We start from the raw sequence: 20,670 nt of genomic DNA, 5'->3' as shown, positions 1-20,670 counted from the left end.
GCCTACTGAGCAGCCCCGCCGCCACCCTGGGGGAAGTGACATGTGGCCTCCTGGTGAGGATAGCGATTTGGATCTTTCTTTACGCACCGTAACCGTAATCCTTTTCAAGATCTTCGGCGTGTCGCGGCCACGGTCGCGGCCAGCGGCACTTGCACCCCCGCCGAGCTCAGCGCCCTGGCGGCCTCCACGAGGGTGGCCCCGGTCGTGACGATGTCGTCCAGAAGCACCGCAACGGCCGCTGGAGGGCCTTTCGCAGCTCGCCGTACCTGGAGTGACCCCGCGAGGTTGGAGCTCCTCTCGGCGGAACTCAGCCCCGCCTGGTCGGCCACCCGCCGCGCCTGGCTCAGCACCGGCCAGACCTCCACCCGCATGCCCCACGCCCGCAGCCGGCTGACGGCCAGCACCGCCAGCCGCCCGACCGGGTCGTGGCCCCGGTGCCGGCGCGTCCGCCGCGCGCTCGGCACCGGCACCACCGCGAACCGCCCGCCGGCCCAGGGTGCCTTCGCGCCGTTGACCGCCGTCACGACGGTGAACGCCACGGCCTCCGCCAGCACCCCTGCCAACGCCACCGCGCCCCGCTCCTTGTAAGCCACGACCGCCCTGCGCACCGCGCCCTCGTACGGTGCCGCCGACCAGCAGTCGGGCAGGCCGCCCGGCACGGGCTCGGGCAACCGCCTGGCCGGCGCGCCGACGAGCTCGGCATGACAGCCCGCGCACCACCGCGCCCCTACGGCGCCACACCCGGCGCAGGACTGCGGGAGGACGAGATCGAGCACGGCGGTCAGCACGCGTGCCAGGATGCCGCCCGCGACCGACAATTTCCGCCCGGGCCGAGGAGCCGCCGACCCAAGGTGAACGGCCGACCCAGGTGGGCGGCCGGCCCAGGTGAGCGTTAACCCAGGGGGAAGAGCGGGGTGCTGGCGCCGGATTCGATCTTGGTGGTCCAGGACTGCCGGTCCTGGCTGAGCTCGATGATCTGGTTGCCCTTGGCCGTCTTCGCCTCCGCCAGCACGCGGTCCTTCACCGCGGCCACCGACGCGAGCGGCTCCTTCAAGGGCACTCCCTCGGTCTCCCCGTCCCCCACGTTGATCTCGTTGAGCACCTGCCCCGCCTGGCCCTCCACCAGCACCAGCAGGTGCTCGACGTCCTCCCAGGCCACGTCGAGGATCTTGTTTCCCCCCTCGGTGGTGGTCAGCGCCTGGAAGTTGCCCAGCATCATCCCTGCCGCCCCACCGGTGAGAGCGCCGATCTGGACCGTGTTCTGCCCGGTGGTGACCGCCACCCGCACGCCGTCCCTGGCGATCCTGAGCCGGGTGACGTCCAGCCCGGTCAGCTTGGGCGCGGAGATCCGCTGGGGCCCCTTCCCGCTCATCGGGTCGTACCGGAGCAGGGCGCCGTTCGTCTTGTCGTAGGTCCATAGGGACCCGTCCCGGTGCCACGTGGGCGGGGTCAGCGTGCCCGGTATGACCTCCTGCCAGCGCCCCGACTGCGTCAGCGCCGCCACCGAGATGCCGGTCGAGGTCTGGGCGGCGACGTACCCCCCGTCCTTGGACAGGGCGAAGTCGTGGAAGCCTTCGCGCTGCTGCCCCGCCGGACCCGGCACGGTGCCCGCGGGCCCGTCCTTGCTCATGTAGTGGACGGCGCCCTTGCTGATGTAGTACGCGTCGTCGCTGGTGGCGTCCAGCCAGTCGTCGTCGGAGTCGGGCCGGTCGATGGAGTAGGACTCCCCGTTCACCTGGATCTCGATGACGCGGCCCTTGGCGATCTCGTTCTTGTTCAGGCTGTACCTGATCTGGGCCCGCAGGGAGTCCTCGGCGCTCAGGTCGAGGGTGTCGAGGGGGCCGGAGAGGTTGATCACCACGCGGTCCTCGCCGGACCTGATCGACTCGATCTTGGTGTCGGGCGGGAAGCTCGTCGTCACCGCCCCCTGCAAGGCCGAGGTGGGGCTCTTGAGCAGGCGCTGCAGGATGGTCTGCGCGTACGTCTCCGTCGGCTTCAGCCGCAGGCGTACGCGGTCGACGACCAGCGTGTTGGGGCTGTTGCCGTTCAGGTAGTAGAGGTTCGTGGCCCGGTACGCGCGGGTCACGTCGGAGTTGGTGAGCAGCAGCCCGTTGGGCAGGCTCTTGACCAGGTAACCGCCGCCCTCGGCCTTCACGAGCTCGACGGAGTAGTCCTCCCACTTGCCCGCGGTGGGGGCGTACGAGTCGTCCTCGTTGATGCGCGCCACCCACTGACCCTTGAGCATGACCTTCTCCACCGGCCCCAGACCCTCACGCTGAGGGGGTGGCAGGACCTCGTACGCGTCGTCGACCACCGTCACCGGCCCCGAGGCGCTCCACTTGGCCCGCGCCTCCTGGGTCAGGTACTGGGGCAGGATGGTCGGGTCGTCGGCGTAGGCGGCCATGGCCGCCTGCAGACCCCTGATCGTCTGCTCCTCGTTCCAGGTCTTGTCGGGCGGGAAGGCGATCATGCGGTGGAACGGCTTGCTCAGCGGGTCGCCGCTGCCGGCCTCGTTGAGGGTGATGGGACCGGTCACGGGGATCACGGTGCAGCCGGAGCTCGCGCAGACCACGGCGACCACGATCCCGAACACCGCGCCGAGCCGCCGAATCCGCTCACGCCGCCCGGTAAGACGCCTAGTCGTCGTCATGGTCGGCCCCGTCCGCCGAGGCCGGCAGCAGCACCGGCGTCATGGCCGTGCGCCACGTACGTCGCATCTCGATCTCCGGCGGCACCAGCGACAGCGGCGAGCCCTTCAGATCGGCCCCGGCCGTCCTCGGCAGCGTCAGCCTGAACTGCGAGCCCTCCCCCGGCTGCCCCCACGCCTGCAGCCAGCCGCCGTGCAGCGTGGCGTCCTCGCGCGAGATCGCCAGCCCGAGCCCGGTGCCGCCGATCGTCCGCGCCCGCGACGGGTCGGCCCGCCAGAAGCGGTCGAACACCATCGTGTCCTCGCCGCCCTTCAGCCCGATCCCGTGGTCGCGCACGGCGACGGCGACCGCGTCCCGGTCGGCGCCGATGGTGACCACGATGTCCCTGCCCTCGCCGTGCTCGATGGCGTTGAACAGCAGGTTGCGCAGGATCCGCTCGACCCTGCGGTTGTCGATCTCGGCCATGCACGGCTCGTTGGGCAGCCGGAGCTCGAAGCGGGTCGTGTGCCGCTCGGCCAGCGCCTCGGAGTCGGCGATGGCCCGCAGCACCACGTCGCGCACGTCCACGGAGTCGAGGTCGAGCGTGGCGGCGCCGGCGTCGTAGCGGCTGATCTCCAGCAGGTCGGCCAGCATCGACTCGAACCGTTCGAGCTGGGCCTGCATGAGCTCCGCCGAGCGGGCGGCCATCGGGTCGAAGTCCTCGCGGGCGTCGTAGAGCAGGTCGGCGGCCATGCGCACGGTCGTCAGCGGCGTGCGCAGCTCGTGGGAGACGTCGGAGACGAACTGCCGCTGGACCTGCGAGAGCTCCTCCAGCTGGTGGATCTTCAGCGCCAGGTTGGCGGCCATCTCGTTGAACGAGTTCGCCAGGCGGGCCAGGTCGTCCTCGCCTCGTACTTTGAGCCGTTCGTCCAGCTTGCCGGAGGCCAGGCGCTCGGCGGCCTGGCGCGCCAGCCGTACGGGGGTGACGACCTGGCGGGCGACCAGGTACGCGATGGCGGCGAGCAGCAGCACGAGCCCGAGGCCGACCACGACGATGGCCAGCCGGACGTTGGACAGCAGCTCCTCTTCGTCCGTGAACGGGAAGAAGTGGTAGACCTCGTAGCTCTGGCCGCTGGACGGCACGTGCACGGTGCCGCCGACCACGTACGTGAGCCTGGGCTGGCTCTCGCCGACGAACTTGATCTTCTCGATGGAGCCGACGGTCTTCTTCTGCACGTTGTGCCGCAGGCTCTCCGGCACGTTGGACGGCACGACGCCCCCGGACGCCCGCGACTGGCCGGGGATCGCCTCGTTGAGTATCAGCACGTCATAGCGCTTCTTGGAGCCGTTCTCACCCGATCCGGTGACGATGTCCATGACGTCGTCGAGCGGGTTGGCCGAGCCCTTCTTGCCGCTGTCGGCGGGCTTGGTCGGGTCGTCGGTCTCGGGCGCCAGCGCGTCGGCGATCTGGAGGCGGTCGGCGAACGCCTCGCTGGCGGAGGAGCGCTGGCTGCTCTGCACGACCGACCGGTTGATCTGCTCGGACAGGAACGTGCCCAGCACGACCACCACGATCACGGAGATCACCAGCGTGCTGGTGACCACCTGGAGCTGGAGCGACCGCCGCCATACGCTCCGTGTCCTGCCTGCCGCACGGCGCACCCGCCGGCGAACGCCGCCGAGGATCTGGCGGAATGTCCGTCGGCGGGAACGCTTCTTCGCCGGGGGCATGACAGGAGGAGTCGTGGACTAGGCGGGGCCGGCCTTGTAGCCGACGCCGCGGACCGTCACCACGATCTCGGGGTGCTCCGGGTCCTTCTCGATCTTGGCCCTGAGCCGCTGCACGTGCACGTTGACCAGCCGCGTGTCGGCCGCGTGGCGGTAGCCCCAGACCTGCTCGAGCAGGACCTCGCGGGTGAACACCTGGCGCGGCTTGCGGGCCAGCGCGACCAGCAGGTCGAACTCCAGCGGCGTGAGGTTGATCGTCTCCTCGCCCCGCTTGACCGAGTGTCCTGCCACGTCGATGGTGATGTCGCCGATCTGGAGGATCTCGGGGGTCGGCTCATCGGTGCGGCGAAGCCGCGCCCGCACCCGGGCCACGAGCTCCTTCGGCTTGAACGGCTTGACGATGTAGTCGTCGGCCCCCGACTCCAGTCCGAGAACGACGTCGATCGTGTCGCTCTTGGCCGTGAGCATGACGATCGGAACCCCCGACTCAGCCCTGATCCTGCGCGCGACGTCGATGCCGTCCGCCCCCGGCAGCATCAGGTCGAGCAGGACAAGGTCCGGGCGTGTATCCCGGAACGCGTCGAGGGCCTTGTCGCCGTCGGAGACAAAAGACGGCTCGAAGCCTTCCCCTCGCAGCACGATCCCCAGCATCTCGGCGAGAGCGGCGTCGTCATCGACGACCAGCACGCGACCTTTCATGGCCCCTCATTCGTTCTACGCATTGTGGGACATACCCGCACGATCGCTGAAGGTTACCCTTGGTCGGCCCATGAGTGTGACATGAGCCATGCAAAAGGCGAATTTTAGGTTCGCCCCCCGCGACCGCAATCTCAAGTCTGCGGTAACAGAGCAACTTTCTGCCATCCCCTGGACCTGAACCTTGACCGGATTCGCCGCGGAATACGGCAAGGAGGAGACGGCGAATGCGCTCAGCGACACCAATGCCCCGTTCAGCATGCCAGGATTGGGATATGTCAGACGGTCACGGTCCCCCGCCCGAGACGCCATCAGGCTGGTCGGCCGAACAGCCCCCGCCCTACAGCGCCCCGCCGGCCTCCCCGTGGACCGCGCCAGGTGCGCCGCAGCAGGCGCCCTACGGGCAGCCGTACGGGGAGCCCCTTCAGCAACATCAGCCACTGGGACCCGGGCCCCAAACACCCTATCCGCCCCATCCGCATCCTCAGCCCGGCTACGGCTACGCGCCGCCCCCGCCGGCGCTGAGACCGGGGATCATCCCGCTGCGCCCGCTGGGCCTCGGTGACATCCTCGACGGCACGATCAAGCTGATCCGGTCCAACCCGAAGGCCGTGCTCGGCCTGTCGGCCGTCGCCGCCCTGCTCGCCTCCGTGCCCGTGGCCGTCGGGCAGGCGTTCGTGCTCGACACCATGGGCGGCGCGTTCGACGACCCCGAGAGCCTGTCCACCACCTCCGACGAGCTCACCGGCGTGTACGGCGTCGCCGCCCAGTACGGCGGCACGCTCGTCTCGTACGTGGTCCAGTTCGTCGTGGTCACGCTGCTGACCGGCGTGCTGACCAGGATCCTCGGCCGGGCCGTCTTCGGCGGCAGCATCACCGCCGGGGAGGCGTGGCAGCTCGTCAAGGGCAGGGTGCCCGCGCTGTTCGGCGTGGTGGGGCTGATGGCCGTCATCATGCTGGTGCCGCTGGTCGTGATCGTGCTGCTCATCGTGGTGATCGCGATGAACGTCTCCGGCGGAGCAGGCGTGGTCCTCGGGCTGACCCTGCTGTTCATGGTCGCCTATTTCGCCTACTACCTGTTCTTCACGACCCGCTTCGCCTTCGCCTCGCCCATCGTGGTGCTGGAGGGCAGAGGGGCGATCGAGGCCATGCGGCGCTCGTGGCAGCTGGTGACCGGCGACTTCTGGCGCGTCTTCGGCATCCTGCTGCTCACGTCCATCCTGGTCGGGCTCGTGGCGGGCATCCTGTCGGTGCCCTTCACGCTGGCGGGCACGCTGTTCGGCATGTTCGGCGCGGGATCGATGGCCACCACCGTCGTGTCGGCCGTGCTCATCGCCATCGGCGGCACGCTCGGTTCGATGCTCACCTATCCGTTCCAGGCCGGGGTCGCCGGTCTGCTCTACGCCGACCGGCGCATGCGCAGCGAGGCGTTCGACCTCGTGCTGCAGACGGCGGCCATCGAGCAGCAGCGTCAGGGATGGGTGCACGCCTCCGCGGACGAACTCTGGCACCCCTCCAACTCCGCCCGGCCGTGAGCCCGATCGACAGGGAGGAGGCCGCGCGCCGGGCCGCGGAGGAGCTCCTCAAGCCTGCATACGAGAAGGAGTCCCTGCTCGACCTGATCTACCGGCGGGTCATGCAGTTCCTCGGCGACCTGGTGGACACGGCCGCGGGCGGGGGCACCGCCGGAGGCGTCGTCGCCTCCGTGATCATCGTGCTGATCATCCTCACGCTGATCGTGCTGATCTCGTGGCAGCTCCGCAAGGCCACCCGCAGGAACGCGCTCGCGGTGGGCGGACTGTTCGGCGAGCGGGTGATGACGGCCGCCGAGCACCGATCGGCGGCCGCCGGGCTGGCCGCCGAGGAGCGCTGGACCGAGGCCATCCAGGAACGGCTCCGCGCCATCGCCCGCGACCTGGAGGAACGCGCGCTCGTCGACGGCATGCCGGGGCGAACGGCCGACGAGCTGACCCGCGAGGCGGCTCTCTCGCTGCCCGACTTCGCCACGAGGCTGGCGACGGCGGCCCGGTCGTTCGACGACGTGACGTACGGCGGGGTGACGGGGACTCGGGAGGCGTACGAGGCGATGGCCGACCTGGACGAGCAGCTCCGCCAGGCCCGCCCGGTCCCGGTCGGGGCCGGCGCGGGGGCCACGGCCTGGACCCCGGTCGGCGCGTCCCCGGGCGAGCGGCCCGGGGCAGGTGGGACGGCATGAGCGTCCTCACGCGGCCCGCCGGCGACGCGTCCTACTCGACCTCCCCCACCGCCCGCTCCACCTGGCGCGGCAGCCGGATCATCGTCCTGCTCGGCCTCCTGATCGTGCTCATCGCGGTCGCGGGCGTCCTGTTCGGCCCGGAGTCGCGCCCGTCGCGGGCCCTGGACCCCGACGACACCACGGTGGCGGGCTCCAAGGCGCTGGCCGAGGTGCTCAGGTCCCGGGGCGTCACGGTGGACCGGGTCGACTCCGTGGAAGCCGCCGCCGCCAAGGCCACGGGCGGCAACCGGCTGCTGCTGATCACCGACATGTCGTACTTCGATGAATACGACCTGGCCCGGATCCAGGGCGACCGGCTGATCGTCGGCGACGTCCCCGGCCTCCACGCCCTCGCCCCCGGCGTGCGCAGCGAGCCGGGCCTGGTGCGCACGCGCTCGCGCGAGCCCGAGTGCGCGCTACCCGCCGCCCGGGCCGCGGGCAGCGTCCACCTGGGCGGCGCCGTCTTCAGTGGCCCCTCGGGAGCCACCGGCTGCTACCCGGCCGGCGACGGCTACACGCTGGTCAGCTTCCCCAACGCGGGCGGCGTCACCACGCTCGTCGGCGACGGCGCCTTCATGACCAACCTGCGCCTGGCCGAGGACGGCAACGCCGCGCTCGCGCTCAACCTGATCGGCACCGGCAGGCCCGTGACCTGGCTGGTCCGACCCGCGACCCCGCCGCCGGTCGCCGAGCTGCCGGGCGAGCGCGGCAAGTCGATGTACGACCTCATGCCCGAGAGCATCCGCTGGACCGTCTACATGTCCCTCATCGCCCTGGCCGTCACGGCGTTCTGGCGGGGCAGGCGGCTGGGCCCCGTGGTGACGGAGAAGCTGCCTGTCGTCGTGCGCGCGGCCGAGACCGTCGAGGGCCGCGGCAGGCTCTACCGGGCCAGGCGCGCGCGCCAGCGGGCGGCGGAGTCGCTGCGCGAGGGCACGATCGACCGGCTGACGCCCAGGCTGGGGCTCGGATCGGGGGCCGGCCCGAACGAGGTCGTCGCGGCGCTCGCCGCCCGCACCGGCCAGGACGCCCACCAGGTCGGCGCGGCGCTCTACGGGCCGCCGCCGGCGGACGACGCCGGGCTCGTCGGGTTGGCCGGATATTTGGACTTCATCGAAAGGCAGGTCAGTGAACTCTGAGGAGACGTTCCGCGTCACGGGCTTCGGCGACTCGGCCAGGGAGGCGCTGGGGGCGCTGCGCGCCGAGGTGTCCAAGGCCGTGGTCGGCCAGGACGCGGTGGTGACGGGGCTGGTCATCGCACTGCTCTGCAGGGGGCATGTGCTGCTCGAAGGCGTGCCGGGCGTGGCCAAGACGTTGATGGTGCGCACGTTGTCGGCCGCCCTGTCCCTTGACTTCAAACGGGTGCAGTTCACGCCGGACCTGATGCCGGGCGACGTGACCGGCTCGCTGATCTACGACGCGAAGACCGCGGAGTTCGAGTTCCGCGAGGGGCCGGTGTTCACGAACCTGCTGCTCGCCGACGAGATCAACCGCACCCCGCCGAAGACCCAGGCGGCGCTGCTGGAGGCGATGGAGGAGCGGCAGGTCAGCGTCGAGGGCTCGGCGCGGCCGCTGCCCGACCCGTTCGTGGTGTGCGCGACGCAGAACCCCGTCGAGTACGAGGGCACCTACCAGCTCCCCGAGGCCCAGCTCGACCGCTTCCTGCTCAAGCTGACCGTGCCGCTGCCGCCGCGCGAGCAGGAGATCTCGGTGCTCGAACGGCACGCCCGCGGCTTCGACCCGCGCGACCTGAGCGAGGTCAAGGCCGTCGCCACGGCCGACGACCTGGCGGCCGGGCGGGAGGCGGTCTCGAAGGTGCACGTGGCGCCCGAGGTGCTCGGCTACATCGTGGACGTGGCCCGCGCCACCAGAAACTCGCCGTCGCTGCAGCTCGGCGTCTCGCCGCGTGGCGCCACGGCGCTGCTGGCGGCCTCGCGGGCGTGGGCGTGGCTGTCCGGGCGCCCGTACGTGACTCCCGACGACGTCAAGGCGCTGGCCAGGCCGGCGCTGCGGCACCGGGTCCAGCTGCGGCCGGAGGCCGAGCTGGAGGGCGCGACCGCCGACGGCCTGCTCGACGGCATCCTGGCCTCCGTCCCGGTCCCGCGCTGATGGCTCTCACGGGACGTGCCGGGCTGGTCGCGGCGATCGGGATCGTCGTGGTGCTGCTGGCGCCCCAGCCCGGGGCCGCGCTGGCCGGGGTCTGCCTGCTGCTGGCTGCCGCGATCGTGGTGGACCTGGTGTTCGCCGGCGCCGTGCGCCCGCTGAGGTTCCACCGTTCCGGCGACACGCTCGTACGGCTCGGCCAGCGGGCCACGGTCGAGCTGATCGTCGAGAACCCCGGTCCCCGGCGGGTGCGCGGCGCGCTCAGGGACGCCTGGCCGCCGTCGGCGGGCGCCACGCCACGTGTCGCAGACCTGGACGTGCCCAAGGGCGAGCGCCGCAAGATCGTCGTGACGCTCGCCCCGACGAGGCGCGGCGACCGCTCGTCCGTGGCGGTCACGGTGCGCTCGCTCGGGCCGCTGGGCCTGGCCGCCCGCCAGGGCAGCCATCGGGCGCCGTGGTCGGTGCGCGTGCTGCCGCCGTTCCTGTCGCGCAAGCACCTGCCGTCCAGGCTGGCCCGGCTCCGCGAGCTGGACGGCCAGCACCCGGCGCTGGTGCGCGGGCAGGGGACGGAGTTCGACTCGCTGCGGGAGTACGTGGTGGGCGACGACGTGCGCTCCATCGACTGGCGGGCCACGGCGCGCCGCCACGACGTGGTCGTACGCACCTGGCGCCCGGAACGCGACCGCCGCGTGCTGATCGTGCTCGACACCGGCCGCACCTCGGCGGGCCGGGTAGGCGACGCGCCCATCCCCATGGCCGGGGCCACTGCGGGCGGCGGCGGGCTGCTGGTACGGCCGGATCCGCGTCCGGCGCCCGGCTGGCCGCGGCTCGACTGGTCGATGGACGCCGCGCTGCTGCTGGCCGCGCTGGCCGCCAGGGCCGGTGACCAGGTCGACTTCCTCGCCTACGACCGGGCGGTGCGCGCCTGGGTGAGCGGGGCGTCGCGGACCGAGCTGCTGTCGTCGCTGGTCAACGTGATGGCGCCGATCGAGGCGGAGCTGATCGAGGCCGACTCGCAGGGCATGGTGGCGGCCATCCTGTCGCGGGCCAAGCGGCGCTGCCTGGTCGTGCTGCTCACCGATCTCAACGGGGCGGCCCTGGACGAGGGGCTCATGCCGGTGCTCTCCCAGCTCTCCTCGCGCCACCTGGTGCTGGTGGCCGGGGTGTCCGACCCCCGGGTGGCGGCCATGGCGGGGCGCCGGACGTCGGCCGAGGAGGTGTACGACGCGGCGGCGGCCGAGCACGCCCAGCTCGAACGCAGGCGCATCACGGCCCGGCTGCGGCGGCACGGGGTGGAGGTCGTGGACGCGCCTCCGGAGGACATCGCCCCCGCGATCGCGGACGCGTACCTGGCTCTGAAGGCGGCCGGGCGGCTGTAGGGGCGGGCGGCTCCAAGGGCGAGGCGGCTGGTAGGGGGCGTCAGGCCGTGGGGGCGACGTCCGGGGCGCGTTCGAGGTCGCCGGTCTCGTTCTGGCGGAGGGCGCGGCGGCCGAAGGCGATCACGTACAGCAGGAAGGCCGCCTCCGCGAGCACGCCGATGCCCACGCGCGCCCACGTCGGCAGCCCGGAGGGCGTGACGAACGCCTCGATCAGGCCCGACACGAACAGCACCACGACCAGCCCCAGCGCCACGCTCATCACCGCCCGGCCCTGCTCGGCCAGGGCCTCCGTCCGCCGGCGCGGCCCAGGGTCGATGACCGTCCAGCCCAGGCGCATCCCGACCGCCGCCGCCAGGAACACGGCGCTCAGCTCCAGCAGCCCGTGCGGCGTGATCAGGCCGAAGAAGATGTCCAGCTTGTCGCGGGAGGCCATGAGACCGCCGGAGACGCCGACGTTCGCGGCGTTCATGTAGAGCACGTACGGGATCGGCAGGCCGAGCAGCACCGAGTAGATGATCGTCTGTGCCGCGACCCACGCGTTGTTCGCCCACACCTGGCTGGCGAAGGAGGCGGCCGGGTGCTCGGAGTAGTAGTTGACGAAGTCGTGGTCGACGAGCTGGGCGATCTCGTCCGGGGAGCCGATCGACGCCTGGACGTCGGGGTTGGCCGCCACCCACGCGCCCATCACCCACGCGACCGCCACGAACGCCACCGTGCTCCCCAGCCACCACCACCGCGCCCGGTAGGCCACCACGGGGAACGACACCGTGAAGAACCTCACCAGCTCCCGCCAGGCGGGCGTGTGCGCCCCGGTGACCGCCGACCTGGCCCGCGCCACCAGCGCCGACAGCCGCCCGGTCAGCATCGCGTCCCTGGACGAGGAGCGCACAATGGAGAGGTGGGTGGACACGCGTTGGTAGAGGTCCACCAGCTCGTCCACCTCGGCACCCGTCAGCGACGAGCGGCGCTTGACCAGGTGATCGAGCCGGTCCCACACGGGGCGGTGAGCTGTGACGAACGCATCGATGTCCACCCGAACATTCTGGCCGCTCAAACACCAGTACATAGCCGTTAGGCTCCACATATGTCTGAGGTTGTGACCGGCGACGCGGTCGTCGTCGAAGTGCGGATCGCCCAGATGCCCTCGCGCGCTCTGGCGATCGTCATCGACATGGCCGTGCAGTTCACGGTGCTGATCGCCGCCTACGCGATCTTGGGCGCGTTCTCGGTCATCTCGGACTCGGCCATGCTGGGGGCCGCGATGATCGTGTTCATGGTGCTGGTGCTGGTCGGCTACCCCGTGATCTTCGAGTCGCTCACCAGGGGACGCAGCCTCGGCAAGCTCGCGCTCGGGCTCCGGGTGGTCAGCGACGACGGCAGCCCCGAGCGTTTCAGGCAGGCGTTGTTCCGCGGCCTGGCCGGGATCGTGGAGTTCTGGATGCTCTCCGGGGCGCCCGCGCTGATCGCGTCGCTGGTCTCGCAGCGGGGCAAGCGGCTCGGCGACGTCTTCGCCGGCACCATCGTGATCTCCGACCGGGCGCCGCGCGACTCCGGGCAGCTCATCGTGATGCCGCCACCGCTGGCGGCCTGGGCGGCCACGCTGGAGCTCTCCCAGCTCCCCGACGAGGTGGCGCAGGCGGCCCGGCAGTACCTGTCGCGCTGGCACGACCTGTCGCCGCAGGTCCAGCATGAGATGGGGGTGCGGATCGCGACCCAGGTGGCGTCCTTCGTCTCGCCCGCGGCGCCCGCCGGGGTGCCGCCGCACGCGTACCTGAGCGCCATCCTGGCCGAGCGCCGCAGGAGAGAGCAGGTACGTCTCGCGCAACGCGCCGCCAACGGCCGCCCGCCCCAGGCCCCCTACGCGCAACCAGGGCCGTACCAGCCGCAACCTCCGGTGCCCTACCAGCAGCCGGGCCCGTACCAGCCACAACCTCAGCCCCGGCCTCCCGCGCCGGAGCCGCCGAGGGCGACTCCGGGCGGGTTCGCTCCGCCTCAGTGAGTGCGGCGGTCGGTCAGTTGTGCCACCAGTTGCGGTACGACTCCTGCGTCTGCACGTTCAACCGGTCGGTACGGACGTGCCTGGCGCCGTTCGTGAGCGGGTCGGTGACCTTGACGACGTCGAGGCCCTCGTGGAAGTCGGCCGCGTAGATGTAGCCGTTGTAGTAGTAAGCGGACCAGATGCCGCCGCCACCGCCGGCCGAGCGGGGACCGCGCTCGAAATAGCCGATCTCCCTCGGGTTGGCCGAGTCGGTGAAGTCCCACACCGACAGCCCGCCCATGTACCAGGCCTGGACCATGATGTCCCGGCCCTTGACGGGGATCAGCGAGCCGTTGTGCGCGACGCAGTTCTCGCTGTCGGCCTGGTAGCGCGGGATCTTGAAGTAGCTCTTGAACGTGAACTGCCCGTTCGAGATGTCGTAGATCGCGTCCGCGCCGCGGTTCGGCCCGGTGGCCTCGTTGCAGGTGGCCCCGCCGCCACCGCCGAGCTCGTCGGTGAAGACGACCTTCCTGGCGTCGTTGCTGAAGGTGGCCGAGTGCCAGAACGCGAAGTTCGGGTCCGTGGTCCTGGCCGTGACCTTCGGGTTCAGCCGGTCCGAGATGTCGAACAGCACGCCGTCACCCATGCACGCGCCCGCCGCGATGTCCTTCTCGGCGTAGGCGGTGATGTCGTGGCAGCCGCTGGTCGGCAGGAGCAGGCCGGGCTGGGTCTCGTTGCCGCCGTCGGGGAAGACCACCGGGGTGGCCGCGACTGCCGCGGACGCCGGGTCCCTGAGCGGCACCTTGATGATCGAGATCTTGTCGTGCGGCGGCAGGCAGTCGGGGAACGTCGCGTTCGGGTTGTAGGACGAGACGTAGATGTAGACGTTCTTGTTCCGGTCGCGGCCCTTGCCCGGCACCAGGGTCAGGGTGTGGGAGCCGCAGTTGGTCTCGACCGACTTGATGTACTTCGGGTTGGCCTTGTCGGAGACGTCGAAGATCCGGACGCCTTCCCAGGCCTCCTTGTGGTCGGCGGTCAGCGCCGTGCTGTTGCACGAGTCGTCGCTGCGCGAGGAGTCCACGGCGGTGAACAGGAGGTTGCCGTAGACGCTGACGTCCATCTGCGAGCCGGGGCAGACGACGGAGCTGACCGGCTTGGCCTTCTTGGGGTTGCTGATGTCGTAGATCGAGAAGCCGCCGTAGTTGCCGACGTAGGCGTAGTCGCCCTGGAAGGCGATGTCGGTGTTGATGGTGCCGGCGATCGGGGCGGGCTTGGGGATGTTCAGCACGTGGGTCACGTTGGGGCTGGTGACCACGGTGTCGGGCGGCGGGATGTCGGCGGCCAGGGCGGGGACGCTCGTCAGCGCCAACGCGACGGCGGCCGCGGCCATGACGAGGGCACGGCGCGAATGGAACACTCCGGGACTCCTTATCGATGTGTCCGGATAACTGAAAACGGCGAGGACCCGGTCGGGGTCCTCGCCGCCGGGTGATCAGTGGCCGTGTTCGGGATACGACGTCTGGGTCTGCGCGTTGAGTGAGCGCATCCTGACGCCGTTCGCCCGGTTGGTACGCCAGTCGTTGATCTTCAGCACGTCCAGGCCCAGGTTGAAGTCGGACCCGTAGATGTAGCCGTTGTAGTAGTACGCGGACCAGAAGCCGCCGCTGAGCGCCGGAGCGGTGTTGTCGGGGCCGCGCTCGAAGAACGCGATCTCCTGCGGGTGGGCAGAGTCGGTGAAGTCCACCACCGAGATCCCGCCCTGGTACCACGCCTGCACCATGATGTCGCGGCCCTTGACCGGGATCAGCGAGCCGTTGTGCGCCACGCAGTTCTCGGTGTCGGCCTGGTGGCGCGAGATCTTGAAGTAGCTCCTGAACTGGAGCTGCCCGTTCACGATGTCGTAGTACGCGTTGGCGCCCCGGTTCGGGCCGATGGCCTCGTTGCAGGTCGCCCTGGTCCCGCCGCCGAGCTCGTCGGTGAAGATGACCTTCGTGCCGTCGTTGTTGAACGTGGCCGAGTGCCAGAAGGCGAAGTTCGTCTCGTCGCGCACGGTCGCGGTGACCTTGGGCTGCTCGGGGTTGCGGATGTCGAGCAGGATGCCGTCACCCATGCAGGCGCCCGCGGCGATGCCCTTCTCCGGGTAGGCCGTGATGTCGTGGCAGCCGGTGGTGGCCGACTTCCCGTCCGGGTAGGGCAGCTGGACGCCGCCGTAGCCGCCGTCGGGGAAGAGGTTCGGCGTCGCGATCACAGTGGCGGCCGTCGGGTCGCGCAGCGGCACCTTGATGATCGAGATCAGGTCATGGGGCGGCTGGCAGTCGGGGAACGTGGCGTTCGGGTTGTAGGACGAGATGTAGATGTAGACGTTCTCGCGCTTGCGGTCGGGCACCAGCGTGTGCGTGTGGGAGCCGCAGTTGGTCTCGACCGACTTGATGTACTTCGGGTTGGCCTTGTCGGAGACGTCGAAGATGCGGATGCCCTCCCACGACTCCTTGACCGACGCGGGCTGCGACGTGCTGTTGCACGAGTCGTCGTTACGCGAGGAGTCCACGGAGCCGAAGAGCAGGTTGCCGTAGACGGACATGTCCATCTGGCCACCGGGGCAGACGACGGAGCTCACCAGCGATGTCCGCTTCGGGCGCTTGATGTCGTAGATCGAGAAGCCGTAGTAGTTACCGACGTAGGCGTAGTCGCCCTGGAAGGCCATGTCCGTGTGGATGTCGGCCAGAGCCTCGGGCTTGGGCACGTTGGTGACGTGCTTGATGTTGGGGCTCATGACGATCTCGCCAGGAGCCGGGATGTCCGCGGCCTGGGCCGGTAAGACGACGCCGGCCATCGCCACGACCGCCGTGACCAGGGTGAGGGCCCTGCGGAGGGTGAACACTCGGGATCCTCCTATAAAGGGGGCATAAATCTACGCCATCCTCGCCTTTCCTCCCTCGACCGGCCAAGCAGACAACTTGTCAAATTTTGTTCCTGTTCACCCTCTTTTAATTTGTCCGCTTATGACCTAGAGTGCGCATTCTCGACCGAGTCAGTCAGGGAGGTTGTGGGTGCGCGCCGCGCTCATTGTGGTCATGGGCACGGTCGTTGCCCTCTCCGGCTGCACCTCCTCCTCTCCGCCGCCGGCCCCACGGGCCGACTCGACCGCCCCCGTGATCGCCCCCGGTCGCCCCGGGGAGCAGGCCAGGACGCTGTCGCCAAGTGAGGCCGCCACCGCCGTCCCCTCGGCCACGGCCAACGCGGCCGACATCAAGTACGTCCAGGACATGATCGTCCACCACCGCCAGGCCCTGGACATGTCGCTCCTCGCGCCCAGCCGGGCCGAGTCGGCCCAGCTGAAGAATCTGGCGAGCCGGATCAAGGACGCCCAGGGGCCGGAGATCCAGTTCATGACGACGTGGCTGCGGGAGCAGCAGCAGACGGTGCCCGACCACCACGCCGCACACGAGGGCATGCCGGGGATGGCCACGCCCGCCCAGATAGAGGCCCTGAAGGCCGCCAAGGGCAAGGACTTCGACCGGATGTTCCTGGAGCTCATGATCAACCACCATCTGGGGGCGATCAAGATGTCGGAGCAGGTGCTGACGAGCGGCTCGCACATCCGGATCGAGGAGCTGGCCGGCGACGTCAGCGTGACGCAGGCCGCCGAGATCCGCCGCATGCAGCAGATGCAGTCAGCCCTCTAGGAGGGCCGGGACTCTGAGGACGAGGGCCTCGTCCCGGCACTAAAGTACACTATCCCTGCAGGTAGTGCAGGCAATGCGCGAGGAGAGTGTCACGTCCATGGCAGATTCAAACGCTCCAACCGCATCGCCGACGCCGTCGACCAGTCCCTCGGCCACGGGGACGCCGACACCGACCCCCACCGGGACACCCTCAGGGACACCCACACCCAGCCCCACGACCTCGGAGCCCAGCCCGAGCCCGACGTCCCCGAGCCCCACACCCACCCCGAGCCCCACGACCCCGACGCCCAGCCCGAGCCCGACGTCGCCAAGCCCTCCCCCCACGCCCACACCGACGCCGACCCCGACCCCGACCCCGACGCCGTCACCCACCGGAACGCCTGGGGCGTCGCCGTCTCCCACGTACCCCGCCCCCACCCCTTCGCCGAGCTCTCCCGGCCTTCAACGCCCGGGCATGCCGAACACCGATGTCCGCGGAAGCACCTTCATCACGGCGGCCGGCGGATTCGTCGCCGAGCACGACGAGCTGGCAAGGGACACCCGCCGGATTCTCGACGCCATCGCCTCCCTGGGCGACTTCGCCGGCACGGATGAGACGGCGAACACCTTCAGACAGGGCTATTCCAGCGCGTTGAAGAAGGCCGAGACGTACGTCAACGCGTTACGCGACGTCTATCCCGAGGTCGCCGAACGGCTGGCCGGCATGAAGACCGGCTTCGACGTCGCGCACTGGGCCACCATCGAATCCCTGCCGAAAGTGTCCGACCCGCCCGAGTACTCGAAGTCGGACAAGAAGTTCACCCCTTGACGTTGTTCGGAGACCCGATGCCCACACCAGACGACGGCGCCCCCTTCCTCGACGAGGAGATGCAGCGCCTTCTCACCCAGTTCCAGGCCGACATCCGGCCGCTGCAGGAGCTGCGAGAGAGCCTCGACAGCGTCCGCGGCCGCGGCGAGGCGGCCAATGGCCAGGTGAAGGCCGAGGTGCTGCCCAGCGGCGCGCTCGGCGGCCTGCGCATCGACCCGCGGGCGATGCGGCTCGGCGCGGACGCGCTGGCGGAGGCCGTGCTCGCCGCCGCGAGCGCCGCCGCCACGGACCTGACCAAGCAGATGGCCGGGATGATGACGGACGGCCTGACCCCGTTCGCCGACGAGGTCAGGCGTTTCAGCCAGGACTAGCTACGTGGTCACCGGCGGTCAGTATCCCCGCATGCGCCTGAACTGGTCCTGGCCTGCGGCGACACCCAGCTTGGCGAGCATCTGCTCCCAGGTGGGCAACAGGCTGCGCGGATCGTCGATCACGTCGCCGGGCCGGTTGAGCGCGTTCGCCGTGGTGGTGAAGATAGAGGACCCGGTCACGAACAACATGGCGTCCTGCGCCGCCTTGTTCTTCGGCAGCAGGTCGGCGGCCTTATCGAGGAACGCGGCGGCGTTCTGCGTCACCTTGTTCTTCGACAGCAGGTTGGTGGCCGCTCTGAAGTTGGCGGGATCCACATGGTAGAAGACCAAGGCCGCGGCGAAGTTCGTCACCATGTACTTTCCGCGGTCGCCCAACGACCCCAGGTCCTCGCCTCTCAGCTTCTTGATCCCGTCAACGAGCCCCTGGTCAAGAACCATGTAGGCGAAGCTGCCCCCCACGGCGTAGATGAACCGCTTGCCCACCTCATGATTGAACATCCTGAGCAGCAGCCCCGCCTGCTTCCTGCGCATCGCCCAGTTGATCAGCGTCTGGACCTTCTTGTCGATCGCCGGCCAGCAGAAGAACATCAGCAGCTCGAGCCACTGGATCATGGCCATCGTCTTGAGCGCGTGCTGGGTCTGCTCCAGCATGTCCGCGTAGTCGTCGACCGCGTCGGCCAGCCCGCGGAGGTATGCGGACACGTGCGGCGGATAGGGCGCCACCTCGTCGTTGAAGTATGTCCTGAAGGCGTCGATCCCCGCGCCGGAGCTGGGCGGCCGCCATACCGTGCGCGCGACCTCCTCCACGTCGTCCAGGCTGACGTCCACCCGCGTGGCCAGCTGCCGCAACAGGCGGGCGGCCTCGCGCGCCTTGGCCGGGTCGCCGTCAGGGTAAACGACGGACAGCATCTGCATGACCACGCCGGCGACACCGGCGGCGGAGAAGACGAACCCTGCACTCGGAAGGAACTTGGGGGACGGACTCACGCAGCAGACCCTTTCTCCACCGCCGGACATTCCAGGATCATCCGATCATCCTGCAATATCACCGGCCACGCCAACCCCACAGCGCGCTCCAGCCCGTCTATTACTCCAGCGACATTTCGCGATCACGGCTGGGATCAGCGCTGGTAGTGGCAGCGTCGGGCTGTGGCCTGGTGACGGCGGCGCCAATCTGACCAGTGCAGAACGTCCACGATCGAGTGGTGCCGGGTCAGAACGAGTGCGGCCAGTAGCCCGGGGGCGTGCATAACGGCCTTGGCCAGGGCCACAGCGCTGCAGTGCGCGCCCGTCCGTCGGTGGTGATGCCTTTGGCCTCCTGGGGCGCGATCAGCCCGACCCGGCCGTTCGGCATGCCTCGCAGGGATGGTGAAAACATTTCGGCACATCGGGCAATCAGAGGTGACCGCCTTCTCGAATCGGACGGAGAGCAGTGCGTGACCCAATCACGAATGCCAACGGGGCCGCTCGCATGAGCGTTTCCACCCATCCGGGACTGGACCTTGATCAGATCTTCGACGCGTACTTCGCCGAGATCCACCGCTACATCGCCCAGCGGCTTTCCAGAGACGACGCCGACGACCTGGCGGGCGAGGTCTTTCTCATCGCTGCCGGAGGCGGATATGAACCCTCGCGCGGCGAGGTCAGACCTTGGCTGTACGGCATCGCCACCAAGCTCATCTCGAGACACCGCCGTAGCGAGATCCGCAGATGGAGAGCGCTCAGCCGGACATCCGAACGCGAGGCGCAAAGCCACGAGGACACGACGCTCACGCGTGTCACGGCTGGAAGGTTCACTGGCAGACTCGCGGGGGCGCTTGCCGCTCTGAACAGCGGCGACCGGGACGTGGTGCTGCTGGTGGCGCTGGGCGGATTCACCCACCGGGAAGTCGCAGCCGCCCTGAAAATCCCCATTGGCACCGTCGCGTCCCGGCTCAACCGGGCACGCAAGCAACTTCGCAAGGCACTGGGCGACGTCAACCCGCTGAAGGAGGCGCACGATGGATGAAATCACGCTGCTCGCGCAGGAGATCCCGGATGAACCGCCGCCTTCAGCCGAGACCGTGGCCAGGGCCCGTGCGCGGCTGATCGCCCGCCAGGCTGCGGTACGTCAGCCCCGCCCGCGCCGGCAATGGGGCTGGGGCTGGACGGCGGGCGCCGCCGTCGTCACCGCGGGGGTCGTCATGACAGTGGTCATGTTGGTGTCGAACCTGATCGGCGTTCCCGAACCCGCGCCGCTGGCCCCGCCCGCGCCCCCGCCGGCCTTCGAAGAGCCACCACGCGCCTATAAGGGGCTCAACCGTCTATCGGCAACGACGGTGCCGCGGTCGGCGACAAAAGAGCGTCTTCGCTTCCGTCCCACAAGCGAAAACATCAAGATCGTGATCTTCTGCCAGGAGCCGGGCTCGGTTTTCTTCACCAATGAGGGAACGAGCAGCGCCGGCGGCATATGTGGCCCGGACGGCGGGCTCAGCATGCTCGCGGACAAGGCGCACGAGCCGGGCTGGCTTGGCCGCGATCATCAAATCACTGTCTGGGTCTTCCCCCCTGATCCCGCCGTCGCGCGCGGACGCGGTTCGTGCCCATCCAAGGATGCGTGCAAGGGGAGGTACAACCTTTACAATCCGAAGACAGCCGACCGGCTGGCCGCCAAACTCGGCAAGCGTCCCGGGGCTTGGTCGATCGCGGCGTACGACGCCTCGGCCGCGCCAACGGTTTCATCCGTGGATTAAGGGCTGTTTCTCAGGACCGTCCGGCCCAGGCGCCGAAACCGACCTTGCTGATGATCGGCGCTGCCCAGTACTCCATTGACAACACCGTTGGACCAAGAGAGCTGATCAAGGAGTTCCGTTGCAGGAGCAATCTGTCACGCTGGGCGCCGGCACATGACCTTCGCCATCTACTGGTCGGTGGGGAGCTTGGCGACCGCGGCCTCCAGGTCGCCGTGGGTGGGCTTGAGGTGTTGGGGTTACATGGCGACGGCCACCGCGTGATCATTCGGTGTTTGTAAGGACAACGAAAGATCGTGCGGTGGCCGCGAGCC

At 69.7% G+C, this 20,670-nt stretch carries 20 protein-coding genes; 11 read left to right on the top strand and 9 right to left on the bottom strand.

Annotation, left to right across the window (positions count from 1 at the left end):
• Nucleotides 1-104 precede the first annotated feature (104 nt).
• From ACIBI9_RS13470 to mtrA, 4 genes are all read right to left on the bottom strand, one after another.
• Nucleotides 105-788, bottom strand: coding sequence for a ComF family protein (locus ACIBI9_RS13470; protein WP_397222271.1), 684 nt, complete (start codon nucleotides 786-788; stop codon nucleotides 105-107).
• Between the two features lie 104 nt (nucleotides 789-892).
• Complete coding sequence (locus ACIBI9_RS13465; RefSeq protein ID WP_397222270.1) at nucleotides 893-2,650, bottom strand: LpqB family beta-propeller domain-containing protein; 1,758 nt, start codon at nucleotides 2,648-2,650, stop codon at nucleotides 893-895.
• The gene (gene mtrB, locus ACIBI9_RS13460; protein ID WP_397222269.1) at nucleotides 2,637-4,358 is read right to left on the bottom strand and encodes an MtrAB system histidine kinase MtrB; all 1,722 of its coding nucleotides are present in this window, start codon (nucleotides 4,356-4,358) and stop codon (nucleotides 2,637-2,639) included. The genes ACIBI9_RS13465 and mtrB overlap by 14 nt, the downstream gene beginning before the upstream one ends.
• Nucleotides 4,359-4,376: 18 nt before the next feature.
• The gene (gene mtrA, locus ACIBI9_RS13455; RefSeq protein WP_043620615.1) at nucleotides 4,377-5,054 is read right to left on the bottom strand and encodes an MtrAB system response regulator MtrA; all 678 of its coding nucleotides are present in this window, start codon (nucleotides 5,052-5,054) and stop codon (nucleotides 4,377-4,379) included.
• 272 nt (nucleotides 5,055-5,326) lie between these two features.
• Here mtrA and ACIBI9_RS13450 point away from each other — a divergent pair, with 272 nt between their 5' ends.
• From ACIBI9_RS13450 to ACIBI9_RS13430, 5 genes are read left to right on the top strand one after another with little or no spacing between them, the layout of a single operon-like run.
• Complete coding sequence (locus ACIBI9_RS13450; RefSeq protein WP_397222268.1) at nucleotides 5,327-6,586, top strand: glycerophosphoryl diester phosphodiesterase membrane domain-containing protein; 1,260 nt, start codon at nucleotides 5,327-5,329, stop codon at nucleotides 6,584-6,586.
• Nucleotides 6,583-7,266 carry a DUF4129 domain-containing protein gene (locus ACIBI9_RS13445; protein WP_397222267.1) on the top strand — a complete coding sequence of 228 codons (684 nt, stop codon included), beginning with the start codon at nucleotides 6,583-6,585 and terminating at the stop codon, nucleotides 7,264-7,266. The genes ACIBI9_RS13450 and ACIBI9_RS13445 overlap by 4 nt, the downstream gene beginning before the upstream one ends.
• Nucleotides 7,263-8,441 carry a DUF4350 domain-containing protein gene (locus ACIBI9_RS13440; protein WP_397222266.1) on the top strand — a complete coding sequence of 393 codons (1,179 nt, stop codon included), beginning with the start codon at nucleotides 7,263-7,265 and terminating at the stop codon, nucleotides 8,439-8,441. Before ACIBI9_RS13445 ends, ACIBI9_RS13440 begins: the two co-directional genes overlap by 4 nt.
• The gene (locus tag ACIBI9_RS13435; protein WP_397222265.1) at nucleotides 8,431-9,411 is read left to right on the top strand and encodes an AAA family ATPase; all 981 of its coding nucleotides are present in this window, start codon (nucleotides 8,431-8,433) and stop codon (nucleotides 9,409-9,411) included. The genes ACIBI9_RS13440 and ACIBI9_RS13435 overlap by 11 nt, the downstream gene beginning before the upstream one ends.
• Entirely contained in the window at nucleotides 9,411-10,784 is a 1,374-nt protein-coding gene (locus tag ACIBI9_RS13430; protein ID WP_397222264.1) for a DUF58 domain-containing protein, read from the top strand. Before ACIBI9_RS13435 ends, ACIBI9_RS13430 begins: the two co-directional genes overlap by 1 nt.
• Before the next feature lie 40 nt (nucleotides 10,785-10,824).
• Here ACIBI9_RS13430 and ACIBI9_RS13425 read toward each other — a convergent pair whose 3' ends face one another.
• A complete protein-coding gene (locus ACIBI9_RS13425) occupies nucleotides 10,825-11,817 on the bottom strand; it encodes a stage II sporulation protein M (RefSeq protein ID WP_397222263.1) in 993 nt (330 codons plus the stop codon).
• A 51-nt stretch (nucleotides 11,818-11,868) separates the two neighbouring features.
• Between ACIBI9_RS13425 and ACIBI9_RS13420 the strand changes: the two genes are divergently transcribed.
• Entirely contained in the window at nucleotides 11,869-12,783 is a 915-nt protein-coding gene (locus ACIBI9_RS13420) for an RDD family protein (RefSeq protein WP_397222262.1), read from the top strand.
• A gap of 13 nt (nucleotides 12,784-12,796) precedes the next feature.
• Here ACIBI9_RS13420 and ACIBI9_RS13415 read toward each other — a convergent pair whose 3' ends face one another.
• Nucleotides 12,797-14,152 carry an LVIVD repeat-containing protein gene (locus ACIBI9_RS13415; RefSeq protein WP_397222597.1) on the bottom strand — a complete coding sequence of 452 codons (1,356 nt, stop codon included), beginning with the start codon at nucleotides 14,150-14,152 and terminating at the stop codon, nucleotides 12,797-12,799.
• A gap of 102 nt (nucleotides 14,153-14,254) precedes the next feature.
• The gene (locus tag ACIBI9_RS13410) at nucleotides 14,255-15,643 is read right to left on the bottom strand and encodes an LVIVD repeat-containing protein (protein ID WP_397222261.1); all 1,389 of its coding nucleotides are present in this window, start codon (nucleotides 15,641-15,643) and stop codon (nucleotides 14,255-14,257) included.
• A 169-nt stretch (nucleotides 15,644-15,812) separates the two neighbouring features.
• Between ACIBI9_RS13410 and ACIBI9_RS13405 the strand changes: the two genes are divergently transcribed.
• Nucleotides 15,813-16,448, top strand: coding sequence for a DUF305 domain-containing protein (locus ACIBI9_RS13405; RefSeq protein WP_397222260.1), 636 nt, complete (start codon nucleotides 15,813-15,815; stop codon nucleotides 16,446-16,448).
• A gap of 39 nt (nucleotides 16,449-16,487) precedes the next feature.
• Here ACIBI9_RS13405 and ACIBI9_RS13400 read toward each other — a convergent pair whose 3' ends face one another.
• Nucleotides 16,488-16,850: a hypothetical protein gene (locus tag ACIBI9_RS13400; RefSeq protein ID WP_397222259.1), complete on the bottom strand. Its 363-nt coding sequence runs from the start codon at nucleotides 16,848-16,850 to the stop codon at nucleotides 16,488-16,490.
• Nucleotides 16,851-16,902: 52 nt separating this feature from the next.
• On the opposite strand from ACIBI9_RS13400, the gene ACIBI9_RS13395 reads away from it, so the two are divergent.
• Both ACIBI9_RS13395 and ACIBI9_RS13390 read left to right on the top strand, forming a co-directional pair.
• Nucleotides 16,903-17,256: a hypothetical protein gene (locus ACIBI9_RS13395; RefSeq protein ID WP_397222258.1), complete on the top strand. Its 354-nt coding sequence runs from the start codon at nucleotides 16,903-16,905 to the stop codon at nucleotides 17,254-17,256.
• A gap of 17 nt (nucleotides 17,257-17,273) precedes the next feature.
• Nucleotides 17,274-17,627 (top strand): YbaB/EbfC family nucleoid-associated protein, encoded by a 354-nt coding sequence (locus tag ACIBI9_RS13390; protein ID WP_397222256.1) that lies wholly within the window; start codon nucleotides 17,274-17,276, stop codon nucleotides 17,625-17,627.
• 18 nt (nucleotides 17,628-17,645) lie between these two features.
• Here the strand turns inward: ACIBI9_RS13390 and ACIBI9_RS13385 are convergent, their stop codons facing one another.
• Complete coding sequence (locus ACIBI9_RS13385; protein WP_397222255.1) at nucleotides 17,646-18,614, bottom strand: hypothetical protein; 969 nt, start codon at nucleotides 18,612-18,614, stop codon at nucleotides 17,646-17,648.
• A gap of 484 nt (nucleotides 18,615-19,098) precedes the next feature.
• Between ACIBI9_RS13385 and ACIBI9_RS13380 the strand changes: the two genes are divergently transcribed.
• Nucleotides 19,099-19,635, top strand: a complete 537-nt coding sequence (locus ACIBI9_RS13380; protein WP_397222254.1) for an RNA polymerase sigma factor — start codon at nucleotides 19,099-19,101, stop codon at nucleotides 19,633-19,635.
• Nucleotides 19,628-20,359, top strand: coding sequence for a hypothetical protein (locus tag ACIBI9_RS13375; RefSeq protein ID WP_397222253.1), 732 nt, complete (start codon nucleotides 19,628-19,630; stop codon nucleotides 20,357-20,359). Before ACIBI9_RS13380 ends, ACIBI9_RS13375 begins: the two co-directional genes overlap by 8 nt.
• Nucleotides 20,360-20,670 lie beyond the last annotated feature (311 nt).

It is taken from the genome of Nonomuraea sp. NPDC050451 (assembly GCF_044458585.1).
This window is presented reverse-complemented; position numbering and strand designations above follow the sequence as displayed.

What these genes read in the sequence shown, in the direction of transcription:
- ACIBI9_RS13465 (WP_397222270.1), bottom strand. Translation starts at nt 2,650, where the DNA reads ATGACGACGACTAGGCGTCTTACCGGGCGGCGTGAGCGGATTCGGCGG.
- mtrB (WP_397222269.1), bottom strand. Translation starts at nt 4,358, where the DNA reads ATGCCCCCGGCGAAGAAGCGTTCCCGCCGACGGACATTCCGCCAGATC.
- mtrA (WP_043620615.1), bottom strand. Translation starts at nt 5,054, where the DNA reads ATGAAAGGTCGCGTGCTGGTCGTCGATGACGACGCCGCTCTCGCCGAG.
- ACIBI9_RS13450 (WP_397222268.1), top strand. Translation starts at nt 5,327, where the DNA reads ATGTCAGACGGTCACGGTCCCCCGCCCGAGACGCCATCAGGCTGGTCG.
- ACIBI9_RS13440 (WP_397222266.1), top strand. Translation starts at nt 7,263, where the DNA reads ATGAGCGTCCTCACGCGGCCCGCCGGCGACGCGTCCTACTCGACCTCC.
- ACIBI9_RS13430 (WP_397222264.1), top strand. Translation starts at nt 9,411, where the DNA reads ATGGCTCTCACGGGACGTGCCGGGCTGGTCGCGGCGATCGGGATCGTC.
- ACIBI9_RS13420 (WP_397222262.1), top strand. Translation starts at nt 11,869, where the DNA reads ATGTCTGAGGTTGTGACCGGCGACGCGGTCGTCGTCGAAGTGCGGATC.
- ACIBI9_RS13415 (WP_397222597.1), bottom strand. Translation starts at nt 14,152, where the DNA reads ATGGCCGCGGCCGCCGTCGCGTTGGCGCTGACGAGCGTCCCCGCCCTG.
- ACIBI9_RS13395 (WP_397222258.1), top strand. Translation starts at nt 16,903, where the DNA reads ATGCCGAACACCGATGTCCGCGGAAGCACCTTCATCACGGCGGCCGGC.
- ACIBI9_RS13390 (WP_397222256.1), top strand. Translation starts at nt 17,274, where the DNA reads ATGCCCACACCAGACGACGGCGCCCCCTTCCTCGACGAGGAGATGCAG.
- ACIBI9_RS13380 (WP_397222254.1), top strand. Translation starts at nt 19,099, where the DNA reads ATGAGCGTTTCCACCCATCCGGGACTGGACCTTGATCAGATCTTCGAC.
- ACIBI9_RS13375 (WP_397222253.1), top strand. Translation starts at nt 19,628, where the DNA reads ATGGATGAAATCACGCTGCTCGCGCAGGAGATCCCGGATGAACCGCCG.